The following is a 21,443-nucleotide window of genomic DNA, read 5'->3' as shown; positions in this document are numbered from 1 at the left end:
CTTTTCATGACCGCCGAAACGGCGCCGCGGCGCGCACGCATCGGCATTATGGGTGGCACGTTCGATCCCATTCACAACGGTCACCTTGTAGCGGCGAGCGAAGCGCAGATTCAATTCAACCTCGATGAGGTTGTCTTCGTGCCCACCGGTAAACCGTGGATGAAAGACACCGTCACGCCGGGGGAGCATCGCTACCTCATGACCGTGATCGCGACCGCCGCCAACCCCGGCTTCAACGTGAGCCGCGTCGACCTCGAGCGCGAGGGCGCGACGTACACGATCGACACTCTTCGTGACATGCGCAAGGCCTATCCGGATGCTGACCTGTTCTTCATTACTGGTGCGGATGCGGTCGCGCAAATCATGGAATGGAAGGACGTCGCAGAGGTCTGGACTCTCGCCCATTTCATAGCAGTTTCACGGCCAGGACACGCCTTAACCATTAGCGGATTGCCTGAGCAAGGCGTAAGCTCGCTTGAAGTGCCGGCGCTTGCGATCTCATCCACCGATTGCCGAAACAGGGTCAGTCGGGGTTATCCCGTCTGGTATCTGGTTCCGGATGGTGTCGTGCAGTACATCGCCAAGCACCATTTATATCGGAGTACTTAATGACCACTTTTCACGATCCGCCGCCGCAGTCGCGCCGTGCGGCGCGTCAGAGTGAGCGCGAGCACACGTCAGACGGGCAGCCCACGGTCGAAGGATTCACCACCTTCCCGGCGCAAGCACAGAACGAGCAGCCTTCGGCTGCCGAAAACCACGACTCTTCCTCTTTCGAGGTCACCTCGACAGACGCCGCCTCGGCCCAGCCAGCGACCACTAATGCGGCAGCAGCGCACAACCCTGCTCCTGCAGAAGCCGCACCAGCCGCAAACACACCGGCAACCGCATCCAGCGCCAGCGGCGATGCAGAACCTACTCGCGAACGTACGCTGACTCGTCGAGAGCTTCGCGAGATGCGAGCGCGCGAAGAAGCTGCGAACGCTGCGAATCAGAACTCCGCTGAGGCAGCCCCAGAGCCCCGCAGCGTAGCGTCAACTCCGGCAGCTCCTGCTGCTCCGGCTGAAGTAGCCGCTGCTGCATCTGCTCCTACCGCTTCCACGGCTGCTCCTACGGCTCCCACGGCTAGTCCGGCGGCCCCCGTGGCTCCGACACAGTCCGCGCCCACCGAAAGTGCGGCGACTCCTGCAGCTCCCGTTCAGGCTCCGCCTGTCGTTCCGGTTGCACGCCCCACGGCGGCAGCGGCGCCTGCAGCTGCGCCCTCTTCCTCAACTTCCACCGCAGCTACGCCAGCGGCATCCGCCCCTGAGGTTCCTGCACGCTCGTCAGCGCCGGCACGTCCAAGCCTGGCTGACTTGGCTGCCGCAGCCTCAGCAGCGGCGGCAGCACCGTCTAAGCCTGCCAAGTCGGTCGACGAGCTTTCGTTTGCACCCGATGCTCAGTTCTATGTTGAGCCGCCGGCTCTCGTCGATCCGCTCGCTGTTGTGCCCGAAGCCGCGTCTGACTCTGCTTCGGTCGACGCTTTGAGCGCGTTTGAATCATTGCTCGGCAACTCCAACGGCTCTGCGGCAGCGGCGCCTGAAGCGGCCGCACCGCGCTCACCCCTCGCTGACTTGCCTGCACCGAGTTCATCGGCCCCGTCGTACGCGGCAAACCTGCCTGCTCCGACCTCGACTCCGGCATCCGCCAAGCCCGAGCGTCCCACGATCGAGGGTCTCCTCGGCCTCGAGCCTCCTGTTGAATCCACGAAGGCTGAGACTGCCGCGCCCAGCCAAACCACGTTGAGCAACGCTCGTGCGGAATTCGACGAACTTGCTCGTAAGCGTCTCGACGGCGACGTTTTTGCTCCGGCGAAAGCTGAACCGAACGCCGCGGCGCCAGCATCCTCCGGCACCTCGACATCCACTCTGTCGGCGGGACACTGGTCCAAGCAGGCCAACGTTGTCGACGATTCGAACGACGCTGTTGTTGCGCGCACGATTGGTAGCGGAAGCACAGCGACCAACGCGTTAGTGCTGCCGGCGATCCCGTTCGCGACTGACATTCGCGGGCCGCTGAACTCCAGCGGCGAAACTATGCTCACCGGATCGATCGACCTGCCGAGCACACTTTCGGCAAGCGGGGTTTCTGACCGCTTCGATAAGGGCGACATTGACTCGCTCCTGGATCTCAACGACAGCGACATGGTGTCAACAGATTCAGCACCTGTGCGTGCGGTTAAAGCCGTCAGCACGTTCTCTAACCAATCAGTTACGCAGACGCAGAAACCGAAGGGCACCCGTGCGCTCACGGTTCTGCTGATCTCGGCAGCGTCGATGGCGGTTGTAGTTGCTGGTCTTCTCGTGGCAGCCTTTGCCTTCAACATGTTGTAGCTTTAACTCTTTGCCATCAGCTAATTTCCGATTAAGGATCCTGTGACTGCTTCTCCTCGTGCCAACGAGCTACTTTCCATCGTCGCGCACGCCGCTGACGCCAAGCAGGCGACCGACATGGTTGCTCTGGACGTCACCGGGCCCATGCCTTACGCCGATATTTTCTTCCTCGCGACCGGTCGCAACGAACGTAACGTTCAGTCGATCGCCTCCGAGATTGAAGAGAAGATGATCGCAGCCGGCGCCAAGCCGCTGCGCCGCGAAGGGCGTGCAGAAGGTCGCTGGATTCTTCTCGACTTCGGTCACGTTGTTGCGCACATCTTCCACGAAGAAGACCGCCTGTACTACTCGCTCGAGCGACTGTGGAGCGACTGCCCCGTGATCCCGATCACGATCGAGCAGCCGGTTCGCGACGACGCCGAGAACGACGCGGAGTAACAAACTTCACACTACGTAACCCAATTTTGCTGGGTGGCGTTGTACTGGTGTGCTTGAGGTATCCGGGCAGTTAGACCCCGGGGTGACTCTCACCGAGTTACCTTCTCACACTGGGGTTTCATGATTACGCTCAATTCCGTCACCAAGACTTTTGGTGATGCCGCGAACCCTGTTCGCGCTCTCGACGACGTCAGTCTGTCGGTAGCGAGCGGGGAGATCTTCGGCGTCATTGGCCAGAGCGGTGCCGGCAAGAGCACGCTCATCCGCACCGTCAATCTGCTGGAACGACCGGATGCTGGCACCGTGACGGTCGGCGACCGTGAACTCACCGCGCTCAACGATCGCGAACTGCTTCAGGCACGTCGCGAAATAGGTATGGTCTTTCAGCAGTTCAACCTGCTTGACAGCCGAACGGTGCGCGGCAACGTTGAACTTGCTCTCGAAGTCGTCGGTGTTGATCGCCGGGAGCGCACTAAGCGCACGAACGAGATTCTTGAACTAGTGGGTCTTGAGCACAAAGCTCAGCAGTATCCCGCTCAGCTCTCGGGCGGGCAGAAGCAGCGCGTGGGCATCGCCCGTGCTCTCGCATCACGCCCGCGGGTGTTGCTCAGCGACGAAGCAACCAGCGCGCTTGACCCCGAGACAACGGAGTCGATTCTGCAGCTCCTGCGCAGCATCAACAAAGAACTTGGGCTCACGATCTTGCTCATCACCCACGAGATGGATGTCGTCAAGAGCATCTGCGATTCCGCAGCGCTCATGAGCGGCGGCCGCATTCTCGAGCAGGGCCGTCTGGTGGACTTGCTCTCGCAGCCTGGATCGCAGCTTGCGCGCGGACTTTTCCCGCTGGGGGAGCTACCGGAGGGTAATTCCACCGTCATTGACGTCACCTTTGTTGGGTTGTCGTCGGGTCGCCCCGTGGTGTCTCAGTTGGCGCGTACCCACCAGATTGATGTTGGTCTCGTGGGTGCCGCCATCGAGACGATTGCCGGTGCCCAGTCGGGTCGCACGCGGCTTGAGCTGCCGGGAACCGCTGACGCTAACGCGGCAGCGATCAACGACCTGCGTGCCCAGGGGCTCGTGGTTGAGATTGTGAGGAGCGGACGATGATTGATTCCACTGCTCCCGGCTTCTGGCCGCAGCTGTTCGAAACGCTTCTGAAGGCCACAGGGGAGACCCTGTACCAGGTCGGCGTCACGATGTTCATCACTCTCGTGCTGGGGCTCGCTCTCGGCACTCTGCTCGTGGTCACCGACCGCGGTGGCATCCTCGAGCGTCCGTTCGGCAGCCTCGTCGCTGGCCGCGTCATCAACGTGGTCACACAAACCGTCGTAAACCTTGGTCGCTCGATCCCGTTCATCATTTTGATGATCGCGCTCATCCCGTTCACGCGCCTCATTCTTGGCTCGGCGTTCGGCGTGACGGCGGCCATAGTGCCGCTGACGGTGGCGGCCATCCCGTTTTACGCTCGCATCGTCGAGATCTCGTTGCGCGAAGTGAACGAGGGGCTCGTTGAAGCGGGTCACTCGCTCGGCGCGACGCGGTGGCAGTTGGTGTCGAAAGTAATTATTCCTGAGGCGGTACCGGGCCTCATCCGTGGCTTTACAACGACAGTGGTGTCGATTGTGAACTACTCGGCAATCGTGGGTGCGATCGGTGGTGGAGGTCTGGGCGATGTTGCTATTCGCTACGGTCACCAGCGCTACAGCGTCATCCACATTGTCGCGGTGATCATCGTGCTGGTTGCGATTGTGCAGATCGTTCAAGTGGTCGGCGCTCGCTTGGCCAACCGAATGTCTCACCGCTGACTTTGTCGGCGGCTGACCCTCACGTAGTTCTCTTTCTCTCTTCGTTTCACCCTTCACCAAAGGAATAGTTATGTCACGCTCAAAGTTCTTCTCCCTCTCCACCGTGGCCGCCGCTGGCGTGCTCGCGCTTACTCTGGCCGGATGCTCGGCTCCCGCCGAAGATTCCGCACCGGCTGATGGCACCCTCGGTTCGCTGACCGTCGGCGCTACGGCAACACCGGCTGGCGAGATCGTTCAGTTCGTCATCGACAGTGGCCAGGCCGGGGCTGCCGGTCTCGAGCTCGACATCGTTGAGTTCACCGACTACACGACCCCGAACCCCGCGTTGAGCGAAAGGAGCCTCGACGTCAACCTCTTCCAGCACGCGCCGTTCCTCGACCTGTACAACGAGAACACGGGCGACAACCTCTTCGTTGTCGGCCAGGTGTACCTGCCGCCACTGGCGCTCTACTCGAAGACCGTAGACGACCTCGCTGACCTCCCGAAGGGCGCCAACATCGCTCTGCCGAACGATGCGAGCAACGAGGGCCGTGCGCTGCTGCTCCTCGCGGATGCCGGAATCATTGAAACCACGGATGCCCCGTCGACTGTGTCGGACATCACCGCTAACCCGAACGACTACAACTTCATCGAGATCGACGCAGCAAGCCTGCCGTCGGCGCTCGATGACCAGGACGCGGCGATCGTGAACTTCAACTACGCCGGTGCTGCTGGCCTCTCGGGTGACCTGCAGCTCGTGACCGAAGGTACCTCCAGCGTGTATTACAACACGCTCGTCACTCGCGACGAACTCAAGAGCGACCCGCGCGTAACGAAGCTTTACGAGCTGTTGACCTCCGACGAGACGAAGGCGTACATCAACGACTTCTACAACGGACTCGTCATCCCCGTTTCCTAAGCGGCTAAGCGGGCAACACCACCGCTCGCTCAGGCGCATGAAGGGCGGTCACCATCTTCACGGATGCTGGCCGCCCTTTAGTTTTCCCTAAATATTTCGCACACTTTTGGCCGGGAATCGCTCAGATGGTTTTGGATGCGCTGAGCGTGTAGTAATCTTGTCAAGTTGCGTTTTCTACACGGAAACAAAACACATGGGTCCATGGCGCAGCCCGGTAGCGCACCTGCATGGCATGCAGGGGGTCAGGGGTTCGAATCCCCTTGGATCCACCATCTAGCCCCGCAATCGTAAAGATTGCGGGGCTTTTTCGTTCCCGCCAATCACTGTTTCCCTCTCGCGCGTCTCGGGTTTCATTCCAGCTGGTAGCTAGCGCCGTGCACCAACGCCGTGCGGCAACCCCCACGCGCTCAGTGCAGCCGCTAGCCTGAGCGAAAACGATGTGGAGTGCGCCGCGCGAGTAACCGTAGCCGGCGGGCATCCACCTCACAGCAGAGCTGAATGGAATACGCGCCGATGCACGAAGTTACCTGCCCTCACTGCGGCAAAGCGTTCACTATCGATGAGGCCGGCTATGCCGACATCGTGAAGCAGATTCGTGACCGTGAGTTCGAGAGTGAGCTGCACGAACGGCTCGACGCGGCCGAGGCCACGAAGAAGGCCGAGATCGAACTCGCCGAGGCGAAGATCGCGCGCGAGTTGCAGGCGGAGGCCTCAAAGAAGGATGCCGCCATTCAGGAGCTGAAGGCCCAACTGGATGCGGGCGCTGTCTCCCAGAAGCTCGCGGTGGCCGAGGCGCTGAGTGCCGTTCAGGCCGAGCGTGACGCGCTGGCGAATGAGCTCGAGAAGACTCAGCGGGAGCGTCAGGCCGCAGCCGATCTTGCCGAGGCCAAGCGGGTCAATGAACTGCAGAAGGCTACGGCGGATAAAGAAGCTGAGATCCAGGCTCTGAAGTCGAAGCTTCAGGCGGCAGGTTCCGAGCAGCAACTGGCGCTCTCCGCGGCGGTAGGCGCCGTCGAGAAAGAACGGGATGGGCTCAAGAGCACTCTTGAGCGCGTGGAGCTGGAGAAGAAGCTCGCCGAGACGTCGCTGAAAGACAAGTATGAAACTCAGATCAAAGATCGCGACGATGCCATTGAGCGGCTGCGCGACATGAAGGCGCGGCTCTCGACCAAGATGATCGGTGAGACGCTCGAGATCCACTGTGAGACGACGTTCAACCAGATTCGCGCCACAGCCTTCCCTCGCGCCTACTTTGAGAAAGACAATGACGCGCGCAGCGGCAGCAAAGGCGACTACATCTTCAAAGAGGCGGATGAGTCGGGCACCGAGATCGTGTCGATCATGTTCGAAATGAAGAACGAGGCCGACACCACGGCCACGAAGAAGCGCAACGAAGACTTCTTGAAAGAGCTCGACAAAGATCGCAACGAAAAAGGCTGCGAGTACGCAGTGCTGGTGTCATTGCTGGAGCCCGACAGCGAGCTGTACAACTCCGGCATCGTGGATGTCTCCCACCGCTACCCGAAGATGTACGTGGTGCGCCCCCAGTTCTTCATTCCCATCATCACGGTGCTTCGTAACGCGGCCCTCAACTCACTCAGGTACAAGAACGAGCTCGCGCTGGTGAAGGCGCAGAGCATTGATGTGACGAACTTTGAGGAAGAGTTGGACTCCTTCAAAACAGGCTTCGCTCGTAACTTCGACTTGGCATCCCGCAAGTTTCAGACCGCGATCGACGAGATCGACAAGTCGATCGATCACCTGCAGAAAACCAAGGACGCGCTGCTCGGCACGAACCGAAACCTGCGTCTGGCCAACGACAAGGCCCAAGACGTGACGATCAAGAAGCTGACTAGGGGCAACCCGACGATGGCCGAGAAGTTCTCCGACCTCAACAAGGGCGAAGGCTAACGCCCCACGCCGCCGCGAAGGCCGCTAAACGGTCGCTACGGGCGTTGTAGGCGGCGAGACCGGAGTCTTGCGCACGCGCGCCTTGAACCACGCGGTATCCGGCACACGCGCCAACAGCGGGCCGGCGATAATCGTCATGAGTACATAGGCGGTGGCGAGCGGGGCGAGCATCGGTTCGATGCCGGCGCCGACGGCGAGGCCGGCGATGACGATGGAGAACTCTCCACGCGGGGTCAGAGCCAACCCGGTACGCCAACGGCCAGGCGCGGCGATACCGGCTCGTTTTGCGGCTCGGTATCCGGAGAACGTTTTGGTGCCGATGGTCAGCACGGCGAGAGCGAAGGCAGGCAGCAGTACCGGAATGATGTCGGCGGGCGAGGTCGAGATACCGAAGAAGACGAAGAAGACGGCAGCGAAGAGGTCACGCAGGGGAGTGATGAGCTGAGCGGACTGGTGCGCCACAGGCCCTGAGATGGCAATACCCACGAGGAACGCACCAACCGCTGCGGAGACGTTCACCGCCTCAGCGAGACCCGCAACAAGCATCGTGAGCCCCACAACTCCGAGGAGCAGCGCTTCAGCGTTCTTCTGGGGGAGCAAGCGTGACAAGAACCGCCCATGGCGAAGCGCTACATAGAGGATGGTCACGACCACGGCAACAGCGATCGCCACAGTGATAGACCCCTGCAATAACCCGGCGCCGATCACGAGCGCAGACAAGACCGGCAGGTAGAAGGCCATGGCGAGGTCTTCCATCACCAGGATCGACAAAATTACCGGCGTCTCGCGGTTACCGAGTCGCCCAAGGTCCCGAATGACCTTGGCAATAACGCCGGATGACGACACCCACGTCACTCCAGCGAGAGCCACCACTGCGGCGGGTTCCCACCCGAGCAGAATGGCAAACAGTGCGCCAGGGAGCGCATTGAACACGCCATCCAGAATCCCCGACATCCGTGAAGTCTTCAGGTTCGCCATGAGTTCGTCAGCGGAATACTCGAGACCGAGCATCGCCAGCAGCAGGATCACGCCGATTTGCGATCCGACTTCGAAGAATTCTTCACTGGCCTGAAGAGGCAGAAGGCCGCCCTCACCAACGGCAAGGCCGGCAAGAAGATAGAGCGGGATCGCCGAGAACCCGAAGCGTGCGGCAACTCTGCCGAGCACACTCAGAACGAGCAGGAGAGCGCCAACCTCAATTAGTAGCTGCGTCGTCTCATGCATACGCGACTCTTAGCTGGGACCGTTATTGATGAGCTTGCCCAGAGCGTCGAGACCCTGACGGGTACCGACCGCAACGATCACGTCGCCAGATTCGAAAACAACCTCGGGACCGGGCGACGCAACAACATCGTTACCGCGAACGATGGCAACGATGGAAGCACTCGTGAGGGTGCGGGCTTTCATATCGCCCATGGGGTGGCCGACGAATCCAGAGCCGTTGGGCAGCGAGATCTCTTCGTTGAAGAGCCCCTCGGCCCTCTCCCCGAGAGCCGACAAACGGCTGAGGGTGAGCGACGAACCGAGAACCTCGGCAATGGCAGAAGCCTCATCGTCGGTCAACGAGATAGACGCAGCATTCGAGTCGGGGTCGTCCGCATTGAAGAAAGCAAGATCACGTTCACCCGAACGCAGCGAGACCACGCTGACGCGGCATCCTGAGTTCGTGATGACGTCGTTGCGCACGCCAAACCCGGGAAGGTCAATTCGTTCGATTCTTACGCCCACGGTTTCAACTTACCTATTCGGTTGTGGCCAATAGTCCAACGAGAACTCTACGCCTGTTGAGGCGCATCCCCTACTATTCCGCAGTCGCGGTTCGGGGGCGCGGCGCTGGCGGCGGTGGTACTTCTTTTGCGGCGATCACTTTTTCAAGCTCGATGGTCTCGAGGCCACGCTTGGTCGCGACGACACAGTGGGTGTCATCGGCGAGGTGAAAGTAGCCGAGAGAGTCGGTCGCCCGGCCATCCTCGATGAGGTGACGCACCACAACACGGGTTCCGCTCGTGGTGGCTTTCAAAAACTCTGCCGGGGTAGTCATCGGGGTTACCATGAACTTTTGTCGTAGTCCTTGAGGAAGATGCCGAACAGATCTTCGCCATCCTCGCCACGCACGATGGGGTCATAGACGCGGGCCGCACCATCGACGAGGTCGAGCGGTGCATGAAAGCCCTCTTCTGCCAACCGCACCTTGGTGGGGTGGGGGCGCTCATCCGTAATCCAGCCGGTGTCGACGCTCGTCATGAGAATGCCGTCGCTCTCAAACATCTCGCGGGCACTCGTGCGGGTGAGCATGTTCACGGCGGCTTTGGCCATGTTGGTGTGTGGATGCCCGGGGCCCTTGTAACCGCGACTGAACACGCCCTCCATCGCCGACACATTCACGATGTATTTGCGACGGGATGCGGAGGCTGCCATCGAGGGGCGCAACTTGGAGATCAGCACGAACGGTGCCGTGGTGTTCGCCAGCTGAACTTCGAGCATTTCGAGCGGGTCGACCTGATCGACGTGCTGCGTCCACGAGTTGATCGAGTCGAGGTCGGGCACGAGGCCACCGGCGTCGATCGCGGTTCCGGCAGCGAGGCGCTCCAGTGAGCTCGAGCCAGCGGTCATGGCTTGCTCTGTTAGCTCTTCGGCACGCGTAGCCGCGGCGGCCAGGATCGGATGCGCCGATACTGACTGCGCGAGGGCCTGGGGGTGCGGGTCATTCGTGTGCCCGAAGGTCACGAGCTCGGGCAGCGGGCCGTCGGGCAAGGGAGCAAGCTCACCATCGACGAGCGGCTGGTACGCCCCGGGGGAGCGACGCACTGTCTGCGTCGCATTATTGATCAGGATGTCGAGTGGGCCCTGCTCAGCGACAGACTCGGCCAGGCCGATTACTTGAGCGGGGTCGCGCAGGTCGATTCCGACCACGCGAAGGCGGTGCAGCCAGTCTGCCGAGTCGGGCAGGCTCGAGAAGCGACGAACGGCATCCCGCGGAAAGCGCGTCGTGATGGTCGTGTGCGCGCCATCCCGCAGCAAACGCAGCGCGATGTACATGCCGATCTTGGCACGGCCACCGGTGAGCAGTGCACGCTTGCCCGTGAGGTCGGTGCGGGCGTCACGCTTAGCGTGATTGAAGGCCGCACAGCTCGGGCAGAGCTGATGGTAAAACGCATCGACGGTGGTGTACGGCTGCTTGCAGATATAGCAGGGGCGCGCCTTGATCAGTTCGCCGGCGGTCGGCGTCGTCGTGCTGGTGGAGATGGGGATGCCGCGAGTCTCGTCATCAATACGGTCAGCCGCACCCGTAGCGGTTGCTGCAATCACTTCGCGGTCGGCGTCAGCGATGGCAGCACGCTTCTCGAGGCGGCGCTCTTTCTTGACCGCCTTGAACATGGCGGCGGTCGCCCGGCGCACGGTCACAAAGTCGGGGTGTTCTTCATCCATGCCCACCATCTGATTGAGCACCTTGAGGGCAACCTCAAGCTCGGCGGGGTCAAGACCGCTGGGGCCGTGGTCGGGGGCGGATGAAGAATTAGGCACACCCGATTCTACCCGCGCGTCCGGGCGCACCGTGCTCTCGGCGGTCTCCGCTGGCTCTATGCTGACGAGATGATCCTCAGCGTCGTTCTCGCTCTCGCTGGCTCCGTGTTTTACGGCGTCTCCGACTTCTTCGGCGGCCTGAGCACACGACGCCTGCAGGTGGTGCCGGCGACCACGATCATCCACGTCTTCGCCACCGTGTCCCTGCTCATCGCGATGCTGTTCGTCACCGTGAGCTTCGAGCCGGGCGCCATCCTGTGGGGTGGCATTGCCGGAGTAGCCGCCATCGTCGGGCTGCTGACGTTCTACGCGGCGCTCGCCGATGGGCCGATGAGCCTCGTTGCTCCACTCATCGCGGTCGTCGGAGCCGTCGTGCCGGTCGCCTTTGCCGTGGTTTCGGGCGAACGCCTGCCCGTGCTCGCGTGGGTCGCCATCGTGTTGGCCATCGTCAGCGCTTTACTCGTGTCGGTCACCCGTTCGGATGCCGCTGCGCGCGTTCGCCCGCGAACCGTCGTGGTGGGCGTTGTCTCGGGCATCGGTCTCGGTGCAGCTCTCATTGCGCTCGACCAGGCCCCGGAATCTGCAGGTCTCGCGACCGCTGTCGTCGAGATCGCGGTCGGCCTCGCCGCCATGCTGGTCCTGCTCGCGCTCACTCGCCTCAGCACGCCCATCCGCCGCTTCTTTGCGCAGTTCGATCACCAGCCCGAGGGCGGTGCCGTCGTGAGTGTGAATCGGGCCCGGATGCTCGCTGCCGCCGGTGGTTTTCTCGTCGGAGCATCCAACGCCTTCGTGCTGTTCGCGCTGCAGGCCGGAAGCCTCGCCGTCGTCTCAGTTCTCGTGAGCCTGTACCCGCTGGCGACCATTGTGTTGGCGCGCGTCACGCTGCACGAGAAAGTGAGCCGGGTGCAATTGCTCGGAATGGCGCTCGCTCTGATCGCCTCGGTGATGCTTGCTCTGAGCTAGTGACGTGCTGGTTGCGCGCTCGGTACCTGCGCGTTGCGTGCTCGCCGTGCTCCGATGTCCTGTGACCCGGCTACGGTGGAACAATGCCCTCACTCTTGGATGCGCTTCCGACGCCCTTTGACGCAGACGCAACCTATGACGCTTTCGTCGGCTGGGCATCCGGCCGAGGCCTCGATCTTTACCCTGCTCAGGATGAAGCGGTCATCGAGCTCGTCTCGGGTGCCAACGTCATACTCTCCACGCCAACGGGCACGGGAAAGTCGCTCGTAGCGATTGCCGCCCACGCGATTGCGCTCGCCCAAGGGCAGCGCACGTTCTACACCGCGCCCATCAAGGCTCTCGTGAGCGAGAAGTTCTTCGCGCTTGTTGAGGTCTTCGGCGCCGAGAACGTCGGCATGGTCACGGGGGATTCCTCCGTGAACGCCGATGCGCCCATTATCTGCTGCACCGCGGAAATCTTGGCCAATCTAGCGCTGCGCGAGGGGGCGGATGCTCGTGTCGATCAGGTTGTGATGGATGAGTTCCACTTCTACGCCGATCCCGATCGCGGCTGGGCCTGGCAGGTACCGCTGCTGATCCTGCCCAAGGTGCAGTTTGTGCTGATGTCGGCGACGCTCGGTGACATGCAACCGCTGGCGGATGACCTGAGCCGCCGCACTGGCCGCGAAACAAGCCTCATCACGGGTGTCGAACGCCCCGTGCCCCTGCACTACTCGTGGGCCCTCACACCTATCCACGAGACGGTGGAAGAGCTGCTCTCCACCGGGCAAGCACCAATCTACATCGTGCACTTCTCGCAAGCCGCCGCTCTCGAGCGCGCGCAAGCGATGACCAGCATCAAGGTTGTCTCCCGCGAACAGCGTGACCAGATTGCTGACGCGATCGGTGATTTCCGCTTCACGACCGTATTCGGCAAGACGCTCTCGCGCCTCATCCGCTCCGGCATCGGCGTGCACCACGCGGGCATGCTGCCCAAGTACCGCCGCCTCGTCGAGCAACTTGCTCAGCGCGGGTTGCTGCGCGTGATCTGCGGAACCGACACTCTCGGCGTCGGCATCAACGTGCCCATCCGTACCGTGCTGCTGACGCAGCTCACCAAGTACGACGGCACCCGAATGCGTCAGCTGACCGCCCGTGAGTTCCACCAGATCGCGGGTCGGGCCGGTCGCGCTGGTTTCGACACGGCAGGAACCGTCGTCGCTCAAGCCCCCGAGCACGAGTCGGAAAACGCCAAGCTTGTCGCCAAAGCCGGTGACGACACCAAGAAGCTACGCAAAATTGTGCGCAAGAAGCCTCCCGAAGGGTTTGTCACGTGGAGCGAGACCAGCTTCGAGCGGATGATCGCCGCAGAGCCCGAACAGCTCACAAGCAACATGCGCATGAACCACGCGATGATCCTCAACGTGATCGCTCGCGGCGGGGACGTGTTCTCCAACGTGCGCACCCTTGTCGAAGACAACCACGAGCCCCGTCACAAGCAACGTGAACTCGCGAAACAGGCGCTCGCGATCTACCGCACCTTGCGCACCGCTGAGATCGTCGAAGAGCACCGCGTTGCCGACACGATGATCGTGGATGGCGAAGAAGTTGAGAGCTTCGACGAACGCATTGAGATTCGCCTCACGGTCGATCTGCAAGCCAACTTTGCGCTCAATCAACCGCTCTCGCCGTTTGCTGTGGCGTCGTTCGATTTGCTCGATCGCGAGTCGCCGACCTACGCCCTCGACATGATCTCCGTGCTCGAAGCGACACTCGATGACCCGCGCCCGATTCTCTCCCAGCAACAGTTCATGGCTCGTGGCGAGGCCGTCGCGGCGATGAAAGCCGAGGGCATCGAGTACGACCAGCGCATGGAACTGCTCGAAGAAGTCACCTGGCCCAAGCCGCTCGAAGAGCTGTTGGATGCCGCCTTCGACCTGTATCGGGCGAGCCAGCCGTGGATCGGCGACTTCGCCCTCAGCCCCAAGAGCGTCGTGCGTGACCTCTACGAACGCGCGATGACCTTTGCCGACTTTGTCGGCTTCTATGGCCTGGCTCGCAGCGAAGGCCTCGTGCTGCGCTACCTCTCCGACGCCTACCGTGCCACCCGTCAGACCATTCCTGATGACGCCAAGACCGACGAACTCCTCGACCTCATCGAGTGGCTCGGCGAACTTGTTCGCCAGGTCGACTCGAGCCTCATCGACGAGTGGGAGGCCATGACGAACGGGGTCGACTCCGCCACTAGTGGTGAGCCGGTCTTGCCGCCTGCTCCGGCATCCGTTGTCACGAATGCTCGCGCGTTTCGCGTTCTCGTGCGCAACGAAATGTTCCGTCGCGTGCAACTCGCGGCTCGCGACGACGCGGTCGCTCTCGGCGAGCTGGATGCCGCAGCCGGCTACGACGAAGAAGCATGGGGCGAGGCGCTCGACCGCTACTTTGACGAGCACGACTCTCTCTCCACGGCGGGTGACGCGCGGGGCCCCGCGATGATCACCATCACCGAGGAGCCCGGGCAGTGGCACGTGCGGCAAATCATTGAAGACCCGGAGGGCAACCACGACTGGTCGATCAACGCGACCGTGGATCTCGCTGAGTCTGCTGCCGAGGGCATCGCTGTCGTGCGCGTGACAGGCTTTAGCCGCCTCGATTAGTTGGCGCCGACGACAGCAGTAACGTCAGCAGTGCTTCGAGCAGGGCATAACGTGACGCTCACGGGTGTTGAATAGAACCATGACCCGCGATCAACGTTTTGTGCTGACCATCGCGATTCTGGCGTCGTTTGTTGCCTTCCTCGATGGCTCCGTCATCAATGTTGCGCTTCCCGCGATTAGCTCTGAATTGGGCGGTGGGCTGAGCACCCAGCAGTGGGTTGTCGACGCCTACCTGATCACGCTGGGCTCACTCATTCTGCTCGCAGGTTCCCTCTCCGACGTGTTCGGTCGGCTCGTTATTCTGCGGATCGGTCTCATCGGCTTTGGCATTGCATCGCTGCTCATCGCTCTTGCGCCCAACGCCGAATTGCTCATTGTGTTGCGCGGCGTTCAAGGCATCGCCGGCGCGCTCCTCGTGCCGAGCTCTCTTGCCTTGATCATGTCAACGTTCCGCGGCACAGCGCAGGCTCATGCCATCGGGCAGTGGACGGCCTGGACGAGTGCCGCGTTTATCGTGGGCCCCGTGCTCGGCGGTGCCTTTGTCGACCTGCTCAGCTGGCGCCTCGTCTTCGCCATCAACGTCGTCCCGATCGCAATCACGCTGTGGCTGCTCGTGAAGCTTGGTCACCGGGATGAACGCAAAGCCCACACGCGCATCGACTTCCTCGGCGCCGCCCTCGGAATCGTCGGGCTTGGCGGCCCGGTCTTTGCGCTCATCGAGCAGGGAAACTTGGGCTGGGATAGCCCCGCCGTCTACGTACCACTCGTGGTCGGCATCCTGAGCTTCATTGCTTTTATCGTGTGGCAGCGCCGCGCGACGCAGCCGATGCTGCCGCTCGAGTTGTTCCGCCACCGCAATTTCAGCATGGGGAATATCGCGACGTTCTTTATCTATGGCGCGCTCGGTCTCGGCGGATTCATTACGGTCGTGTACCTGCAAGAGGTGGCTGGATACTCGGCCACCTTCGCGGGCTTCGCGTTCTTGCCCTCGTCGCTCGGAATCATTCTGCTCTCCTCGTTCTTTGGTCGTTTGAGCGGCAAGTACGGCCCGCGCTTGTTCATGACGCTCGGTCCGTTCCTCGGCGGAGTCGGCTATGTGACGTTCTTAGGGCTGGGGGAGTCAGTCAACTACGTGACCGAAGTGCTGCCCGGTGTGCTGTTGTTCTCCGTCGGGCTCTCGATGACAGTCGCCCCGCTCACTTCTGCCATCTTGGGAGCGATTTCGGCCGAGCAAGCGGGGATCGGCTCAGCCGTCAACAACGCGGTGTCACGGATTGCCGGGCTCGTCACAGTCGCGCTCATCGGAGTGCTCACGGTCGGTTCCCTTTCGCCCGACAACTTTCACCGCGTCGTGATCGTGACGGCGGCCCTGCTGTTCGCCGGCGCTCTCACTTCGCTGCTGGGCATCCGTAATCCGGCTGTCGCTGCAGACGAACCGAGCGACATCGCCCCGCCGTTGGCGTAGCGCGCTAGCTAAGTTGCGGTGCCGACAGCACCAGAAGAGCTGCAGTGATGGCGGCGGCGACAATCGTCAAGCGGAAGAGCAAACGCTGAAGGGTTCCCCGCGCGATCAGAACCACGCTCACTCCCGCAATAGCGACGATGGCGACGAAGCCGGTGAGGGCAAGAGCGCTCGGAGCGGTGCCGGGCCCGAACACCACCGCGATGCTCGAGCCGATCAGCCCGACGGCGATCGCAGTGGCGGAAAGCCGGGTGCCCAGAGCGTGCGGCAACCCGCGCACCCCGGTGCTCGAATCGTCGTCTAGGTCGGGCAGTACGTTGCTGAAGTGGGCCGCAACTCCCAAGAGCGCTCCCGCCGCAATCGCCCACGGTGCAGCAAGCTGCGCAGTGCCGGCAGCAAGGGTCACGATGGCGGGCAGCGATCCGAATCCTGCGATGTACGGCACAACGGAGAAGAGTGTCGCCTTGAGCCCCAGGTTGTACAGCCAGCCGCTGGCAAGAAACACTGCATGGCCAAGGGCCGCAAGCGGCCCGAGGAGCAACGAAAGAACAATGGATGTCGCGGCAAGCCCCAGGGCGATGCCCGCAACCTGCGTGGCGGAGACTTCGCCGGACACGACGGGTTTATCGGTCCGGCCGGAGGAACGGTCGCGCTCAGCGTCAAGCCAGTCATTCGAGAGTCCTACCGACAACTGATTCGCCAGAATCGCGGCGGTCAGGATGGCGATTCGCCACCCCTCGAGGCCGTAACCCCACGCGAGTGCCAACACGATCACGGTCACCGCGGCGGTGGGGCCGGGGTGAGACGACCGGAGGAGAGCGCGCATCATGCGCCAAGAGTAGTCGCAGACTCGAGTCGTGATGCGGACTCTCAGCCGCGGTGTTCTATGTTGAACTCGTGAGTGAAGTTTTTGATGCTTCGGTGCTAGCCGCCAAGCTGCCCGGCACCTGGTGCGTTGAGGCGACCAATTTTCCGATGTGGCTCGATGGAACGCGCCATAACCCGGAGTTTAGCTACGAGACCGCCGAGGGTGACGAGCTCACTTTCGCTGACACCGTGAGCTACACAACTCGCGGTGGCGAGCAGAAGACCATCGTCGGCACCGACCGTTTGCGGGGCGATGAATTCGTCTGGCGCGGGCAAGGCTGGTTGAAGGTGCTCACGAGTCGCTGGCAAGTTGTCGGGGCTGACGATGCCTTTGACACCATCGTGCTGCGGTTCTCACGATCGCGCCTCACGCCCGCCGGTATCGACGTTCTCACGCGCAAGGGCGTGGAGGTACCTGTCGTACGAACAACCGTCGCTCACGCCACCGATCAGTTTGGTCTCACCGCAGAAGATTTCGCTTCGTTGACCTGGCTCTCCTGACCCGCTCGCGTCGAAGCCGGGTACGATCGCTGCATGATGATCGCGCGACGAATCCCTGCGATCGCCGCCGCTGTAGCCGCGACGCTCGTACTCGCCGGGTGTACCGCCGCTGCTCACCCCGACGTCGTTCCTGCTCCGACCTTTGCGCCGCGACCTGAGGCGCAACCGGTAGATCCGATCGCTCAGTACGCGACTGACCGACTCTCCACCATGTCGCTCCGCCAGAAGGTGCTCAGCATGCTCATGGTGCACGTTCCCGGCGAATCACCGGCCGCGCGAGTGAGTAGCGCTCTCGACGGCGTCGGCGGTTTCATTCTGATGGGGGATAACATCCCGGGCAGCTTGGGCGAATTGAAAGCCGATACGGCCGCGCTGAGCTCAGAGGCGGGCTTGCCTGTGCTGGTCGCCACTGACCAAGAGGGCGGCATCGTTCGCCGAGTTCCTACCGACGATGCGGCATCGGCGTTACAACTTCGCTCTCAAGCCCCCGACGCAGCCTTCGAGGCCTTCGCCCAGCGCGGTGCCTTGCTCGAATCTGTCGGCGTCTCGGTGAACTTTGGCATCGTCGCCGATATCGCCAGCGACTCGTCCAGCTTCATTTACGAGCGATCGTTCGGAGCAACGGGCGCGGATGCCGGGGCGCGCGTTGCGGAGGCCGTGCAGGGGGAGTCGATGGTGCTCTCCACTCTCAAACACTTCCCGGGCCACGGAGCTGCCGCGGGAGACTCGCACTCAAGCATCCCGACGACGTCGCTGTCCTTTGCCGACTGGGAGAAGACGCATGCTGTTCCTTTTGAGGACGGCATCGAAGCGGGCGCGCCCCTGGTGATGTTCGGCCATCTGAAATTCACAGCGGTGGATGAGGAACCGGCGACGTTCTCGACCCGCTGGCATGAGATTCTGCGTGACGATCTCGGTTTCGACGGCATCGCGATCACGGATGACATGGGCATGTTGGAGCGCTCCGGCGTCGCCGAATACTCCAACCAGATCAGCAACGCAGTGCGGGCGATTGAAGCCGGAAATACGATGCTGCTCTATGTCGGAGCGGTCGATACGGAAGGAATTGTCGCCGCCGTTACCCAGGCCGTTGACGAGGGCGAACTCGATGAGGCGCTCATTGACGATGCCGCGGGGCGATTGCTTGAGTTGCGGCGCGAACTCTCCGGTGAGACCGGGCGCTTCGTTGCCTGTCTCGCGCAGTGCAGCGCGCTCGTCGGCTAACTAGCTCGTGCCGTCGTCGCCCACAATTTCTTCATGAACTCGGCGGACGTCTTCAAGCAGTGAGCCGATCAGAATCCAGTGCTGCGGATGCGGGGTCAATACCGTCAGCGGAGCGGTGAGCGTCAGCAGTTCCCGCGTCGGCGGCGCGGCTTCTCGTTCGCTGGGGGAACGCCCGCGCAGCCGCAGGTCGTGAGCGGCCCTTTCCAGTTCTTGCGCGATTGACAACGCCACGGGGTCGGTCGCAAGGTCGGAGTCGTAGCGGTCGTGAATAGCGCGCGCCATTCCGAGGGTGCGTGTGACCAATACGGTGAGCATCGCGAAGAGTTCGCGGTCGCGGTGCAGAATTCGGTGGTGCTTGCTGCGTCGCGGATTCAGAGTGAGGCTGTCGGCGCCCTTGCGCAGGGCGGCGGAGGCCGCGTCGCGCAGCTCTTTGAGGTGGCGAGAGTCGGCGAGCAGAACGTCGAGTTCGGCATCCGTTTTGGGTACGCGCAGGGCTGACGCTAGCGACTCGAGCGCGGCCGCCGTGTGCTTGGTGAGAAGTAACACTGCGGTGTGCGCGGGGCTCACGATGACGGGCGCAACGATGGCGAGATTCACGATCAAACCGATCATGGCGCCAATGATCGTTTCTATGATGCGATCAACGGCATATTCGGCATTCTGCCCGCCGAGAGCGATCACGAGCATCGCACTGATGGGAATCTGGTTGGCAGATCCAGCGCTGAGTTTGAGAGCCCACGCCACCACCACTGCGAGAACGATCACCATCAAGATGACCCAGCTGGAGGTGCCGAAGATCTGACCGGCGCCGAGCGCAATGACCACGCCCGCCACGACACCGATACTGCGCTCGAGGCCCTTCTCGATCGACTGCGTCACGCTCGGCTGCACGACGAGCAGCGCAGCGATCGCGGCAAAGATCGGTAGCGGTTGCTGCACGACGAAACCGGCAACGACCCACGCAATTACCGCGGCGACAGATGTTTTGAGCACCTGAAGCAGCGGTGAACGACGCGCAATTACCAGCGTCGTTACGAACTTCACTGCGGTGTCTTTGCTTCCGAGATCGCGTCGGCGGCGCGCACGAGGGCCAAATGGCTGAGCGCTTGCGGAGTGTTTCCGGCCTGGCGATTGTTGGTGGTGTCGTATTCCTCACTAATGAGCCCGACATCATTGGCGAAACCAACGAGGCGATCCATGAGCACGGTCGCGTCATCGACGCGGCCCGAGGACGCGTACTGCTCTACCAACCAGAACGAACACGTCAAGAACGGGTTCTCGCCGTCGGGCAAGCCGTCGACGCCACTCTCGGTGCGGTACCGCAACACGAGGCCATCGTGCAGCAATTCTTCTTCGATGGCAGCAACAGTGCCGAGCATCCGCGGGTCGTCAGCTTTGAGGTAGCCGACCTGAGGCAGTTGCAACAGCGATGCGTCTACGCCGGTGCCGCCGTAGTACTGCGTGTACGTGCCACGTTCGGCATCCCAACCATCGCGCTCGATCTCTTGACGAATTTCTTCGCGGATGCCGATCCACTTGTCGACGGGGCCTTCGAGTCCGAACTCTTCCACGGCCGTGATTGCACAGTCCATCGCAGCCCAGAGCATCACTCGGGAGTGCGTGAAGTGGCGCTCGGGACCACGAATTTCCCAGATGCCGTTGTCGGGACGGTTCCAGTTGTCTTCGACGTGAGACATCAGGGCGCGCTGAAGCGGCCAGGAGAAGTCATTCTCGTGAACGCCGGAACGTCGTGCGGCCTGCAGCGCGATCATGACTTCGCCAAAGACGTCGCCTTGGAACTGATCGAAAGCTCCGTTGCCCACGCGAACGGGGGAAGCGCCTTCGTAGCCCGGCAGCGAAGTGAGCTCACGCTCTTCAAGCCAGCGTTCGCCCGAGAGGCCGTACATGATCTGCACGTCGGCGGGGTCGCCCGCGATCGCGCGCAGAAGCCAGCGGCGCCACGCTTCAGCCTCGGCAACGTAGCCGTGGTCGAGAAGAACGTGGAGAGTGAGAGCAGCGTCGCGCAGCCAGACGTAGCGGTAATCCCAGTTGCGTGTGCCACCGAACCACTCGGGGAGGCTCGTCGTTGCCGCGGCAACAATTCCGCCAGTGTCTTCATGAGTGAGTACTCGAAGTACGAGCAGTGATCGCTTGACGATCTCGCGGTACTGTTCGGTCGGTTCGCAGTGCGCCGACCAGTTGAGCCACCACTGGCTCGTGGTCTCGAGCACAGCATCTACGTTGACCTGGGGCGGAGGATTGCGGTGCGCGGGGTACCAGGTCATGGTCAAGTCGCGAACCTCGCCCGCGCTCACCGTGAACTCGCCGCGGTGAGTGTGCTCGGAGGCGTGCATTTCCACACCGCGCGCAACGATGGCATCGGGGCCGGCAACGCCGATGATGGCGTGGCCGCCTGATTCGGGCGCCTGGTGCAACCACGGCAGGGCAGTGGCATAGCCAAAGCGGATCAGCATCTCGGCGTACATCTCGACAGAGCCACTGATGCCGCGGACGCGACGGATGACATCGGCTCGACGGTTGCCGTGAGGCATGAAGTCAGTGACTTCGGCTTCGCCGGTTTCGGTCACCCAATTGGTGACGAGGATGAAGGTATTGGGTTGGTACTTGCGTGTCACCGTGACGGTGGCGGGAGCATCCACACTCGCTCGCGGAGCCACGAGCCAGCGGCCATGGTCTTCGTTGCCGAGCAACGCTCCAAACATTGAGGCGGAGTCGAAACGCGGGAAGCAGAGCCAGTCGATGCTCCCGTCTTTTCCGATGAGGGCAGCAGTCTGACAGTCGCCGATGAGGGCATAGTCTTCGATTGGTAACGCCATTAGT

Annotated in this window: 19 protein-coding genes and 1 tRNA gene; 13 read left to right on the top strand and 7 right to left on the bottom strand. The window is 62.1% G+C overall.

Annotation, left to right across the window (positions count from 1 at the left end; all coding sequences use genetic code 11):
- Positions 1-6 precede the first annotated feature (6 nt).
- The 8 genes from nadD to ACWTV1_RS02470 all read left to right on the top strand — a co-directional run bounded on the left by nadD (position 7) and on the right by ACWTV1_RS02470 (position 7,427).
- Complete coding sequence (nadD, locus tag ACWTV1_RS02505; protein ID WP_341619729.1) at positions 7-609, top strand: nicotinate-nucleotide adenylyltransferase; 603 nt, start codon at positions 7-9, stop codon at positions 607-609.
- On the top strand, positions 609-2,372 hold the full coding sequence (locus ACWTV1_RS02500) for a hypothetical protein (RefSeq protein WP_498503987.1): 1,764 nt from the start codon (positions 609-611) through the stop codon (positions 2,370-2,372). The genes nadD and ACWTV1_RS02500 overlap by 1 nt, the downstream gene beginning before the upstream one ends.
- A gap of 42 nt (positions 2,373-2,414) precedes the next feature.
- Positions 2,415-2,810, top strand: coding sequence for a ribosome silencing factor (gene rsfS / locus ACWTV1_RS02495; protein WP_498503986.1), 396 nt, complete (start codon positions 2,415-2,417; stop codon positions 2,808-2,810).
- Positions 2,811-2,930: 120 nt separating this feature from the next.
- Positions 2,931-3,920 (top strand): methionine ABC transporter ATP-binding protein, encoded by a 990-nt coding sequence (locus tag ACWTV1_RS02490; protein ID WP_100388753.1) that lies wholly within the window; start codon positions 2,931-2,933, stop codon positions 3,918-3,920.
- The gene (locus tag ACWTV1_RS02485; RefSeq protein WP_498503985.1) at positions 3,917-4,618 is read left to right on the top strand and encodes a methionine ABC transporter permease; all 702 of its coding nucleotides are present in this window, start codon (positions 3,917-3,919) and stop codon (positions 4,616-4,618) included. Before ACWTV1_RS02490 ends, ACWTV1_RS02485 begins: the two co-directional genes overlap by 4 nt.
- A gap of 70 nt (positions 4,619-4,688) precedes the next feature.
- Complete coding sequence (locus ACWTV1_RS02480; protein ID WP_498503984.1) at positions 4,689-5,516, top strand: MetQ/NlpA family ABC transporter substrate-binding protein; 828 nt, start codon at positions 4,689-4,691, stop codon at positions 5,514-5,516.
- A gap of 195 nt (positions 5,517-5,711) precedes the next feature.
- Positions 5,712-5,788, top strand: a tRNA-Ala gene (locus tag ACWTV1_RS02475).
- Positions 5,789-6,029: 241 nt separating this feature from the next.
- Positions 6,030-7,427, top strand: a complete 1,398-nt coding sequence (locus tag ACWTV1_RS02470; RefSeq protein ID WP_498503983.1) for a DUF2130 domain-containing protein — start codon at positions 6,030-6,032, stop codon at positions 7,425-7,427.
- A gap of 24 nt (positions 7,428-7,451) precedes the next feature.
- Here ACWTV1_RS02470 and ACWTV1_RS02465 read toward each other — a convergent pair whose 3' ends face one another.
- The 4 genes from ACWTV1_RS02465 to ACWTV1_RS02450 form a co-directional block, all read right to left on the bottom strand.
- Positions 7,452-8,651, bottom strand: a complete 1,200-nt coding sequence (locus ACWTV1_RS02465; protein WP_498503982.1) for a cation:proton antiporter — start codon at positions 8,649-8,651, stop codon at positions 7,452-7,454.
- A gap of 9 nt (positions 8,652-8,660) precedes the next feature.
- The gene (locus tag ACWTV1_RS02460) at positions 8,661-9,155 is read right to left on the bottom strand and encodes a cation:proton antiporter regulatory subunit (RefSeq protein WP_498503981.1); all 495 of its coding nucleotides are present in this window, start codon (positions 9,153-9,155) and stop codon (positions 8,661-8,663) included.
- A 73-nt stretch (positions 9,156-9,228) separates the two neighbouring features.
- On the bottom strand, positions 9,229-9,468 hold the full coding sequence (locus tag ACWTV1_RS02455; protein ID WP_498503980.1) for a hypothetical protein: 240 nt from the start codon (positions 9,466-9,468) through the stop codon (positions 9,229-9,231).
- A 5-nt stretch (positions 9,469-9,473) separates the two neighbouring features.
- Entirely contained in the window at positions 9,474-10,952 is a 1,479-nt protein-coding gene (locus tag ACWTV1_RS02450; protein WP_498503979.1) for an SDR family NAD(P)-dependent oxidoreductase, read from the bottom strand.
- A gap of 69 nt (positions 10,953-11,021) precedes the next feature.
- On the opposite strand from ACWTV1_RS02450, the gene ACWTV1_RS02445 reads away from it, so the two are divergent.
- From ACWTV1_RS02445 to ACWTV1_RS02435, 3 genes are all read left to right on the top strand, one after another.
- On the top strand, positions 11,022-11,915 hold the full coding sequence (locus ACWTV1_RS02445; RefSeq protein ID WP_498503978.1) for an EamA family transporter: 894 nt from the start codon (positions 11,022-11,024) through the stop codon (positions 11,913-11,915).
- A gap of 83 nt (positions 11,916-11,998) precedes the next feature.
- A complete protein-coding gene (locus ACWTV1_RS02440) occupies positions 11,999-14,548 on the top strand; it encodes a DEAD/DEAH box helicase (protein WP_498503977.1) in 2,550 nt (849 codons plus the stop codon).
- Between the two features lie 79 nt (positions 14,549-14,627).
- Positions 14,628-16,013 (top strand): DHA2 family efflux MFS transporter permease subunit, encoded by a 1,386-nt coding sequence (locus ACWTV1_RS02435; protein ID WP_498503976.1) that lies wholly within the window; start codon positions 14,628-14,630, stop codon positions 16,011-16,013.
- Between the two features lie 4 nt (positions 16,014-16,017).
- On the opposite strand, the gene ACWTV1_RS02430 is transcribed toward ACWTV1_RS02435, so the two are convergent.
- Entirely contained in the window at positions 16,018-16,839 is an 822-nt protein-coding gene (locus tag ACWTV1_RS02430; RefSeq protein WP_498503975.1) for a UbiA family prenyltransferase, read from the bottom strand.
- Positions 16,840-16,907: 68 nt separating this feature from the next.
- On the opposite strand from ACWTV1_RS02430, the gene ACWTV1_RS02425 reads away from it, so the two are divergent.
- Both ACWTV1_RS02425 and ACWTV1_RS02420 read left to right on the top strand, forming a co-directional pair.
- The gene (locus tag ACWTV1_RS02425; RefSeq protein ID WP_498503974.1) at positions 16,908-17,378 is read left to right on the top strand and encodes a hypothetical protein; all 471 of its coding nucleotides are present in this window, start codon (positions 16,908-16,910) and stop codon (positions 17,376-17,378) included.
- Positions 17,379-17,411: 33 nt separating this feature from the next.
- Entirely contained in the window at positions 17,412-18,602 is a 1,191-nt protein-coding gene (locus ACWTV1_RS02420; RefSeq protein ID WP_498503973.1) for a glycoside hydrolase family 3 N-terminal domain-containing protein, read from the top strand.
- Here ACWTV1_RS02420 and ACWTV1_RS02415 read toward each other — a convergent pair whose 3' ends face one another.
- Positions 18,603-19,646 (bottom strand): FUSC family protein, encoded by a 1,044-nt coding sequence (locus tag ACWTV1_RS02415; protein WP_498503972.1) that lies wholly within the window; start codon positions 19,644-19,646, stop codon positions 18,603-18,605.
- The gene (locus ACWTV1_RS02410; RefSeq protein WP_498503971.1) at positions 19,643-21,439 is read right to left on the bottom strand and encodes a glycoside hydrolase family 15 protein; all 1,797 of its coding nucleotides are present in this window, start codon (positions 21,437-21,439) and stop codon (positions 19,643-19,645) included. The genes ACWTV1_RS02415 and ACWTV1_RS02410 overlap by 4 nt, the downstream gene beginning before the upstream one ends.
- Positions 21,440-21,443: the final 4 nt, after the last annotated feature.

Source organism: Salinibacterium sp. VpJ6 (assembly GCF_059767345.1).
Note: the sequence above shows the minus strand (reverse complement) of the source record. Positions and strands in the feature narration are given on the sequence as shown.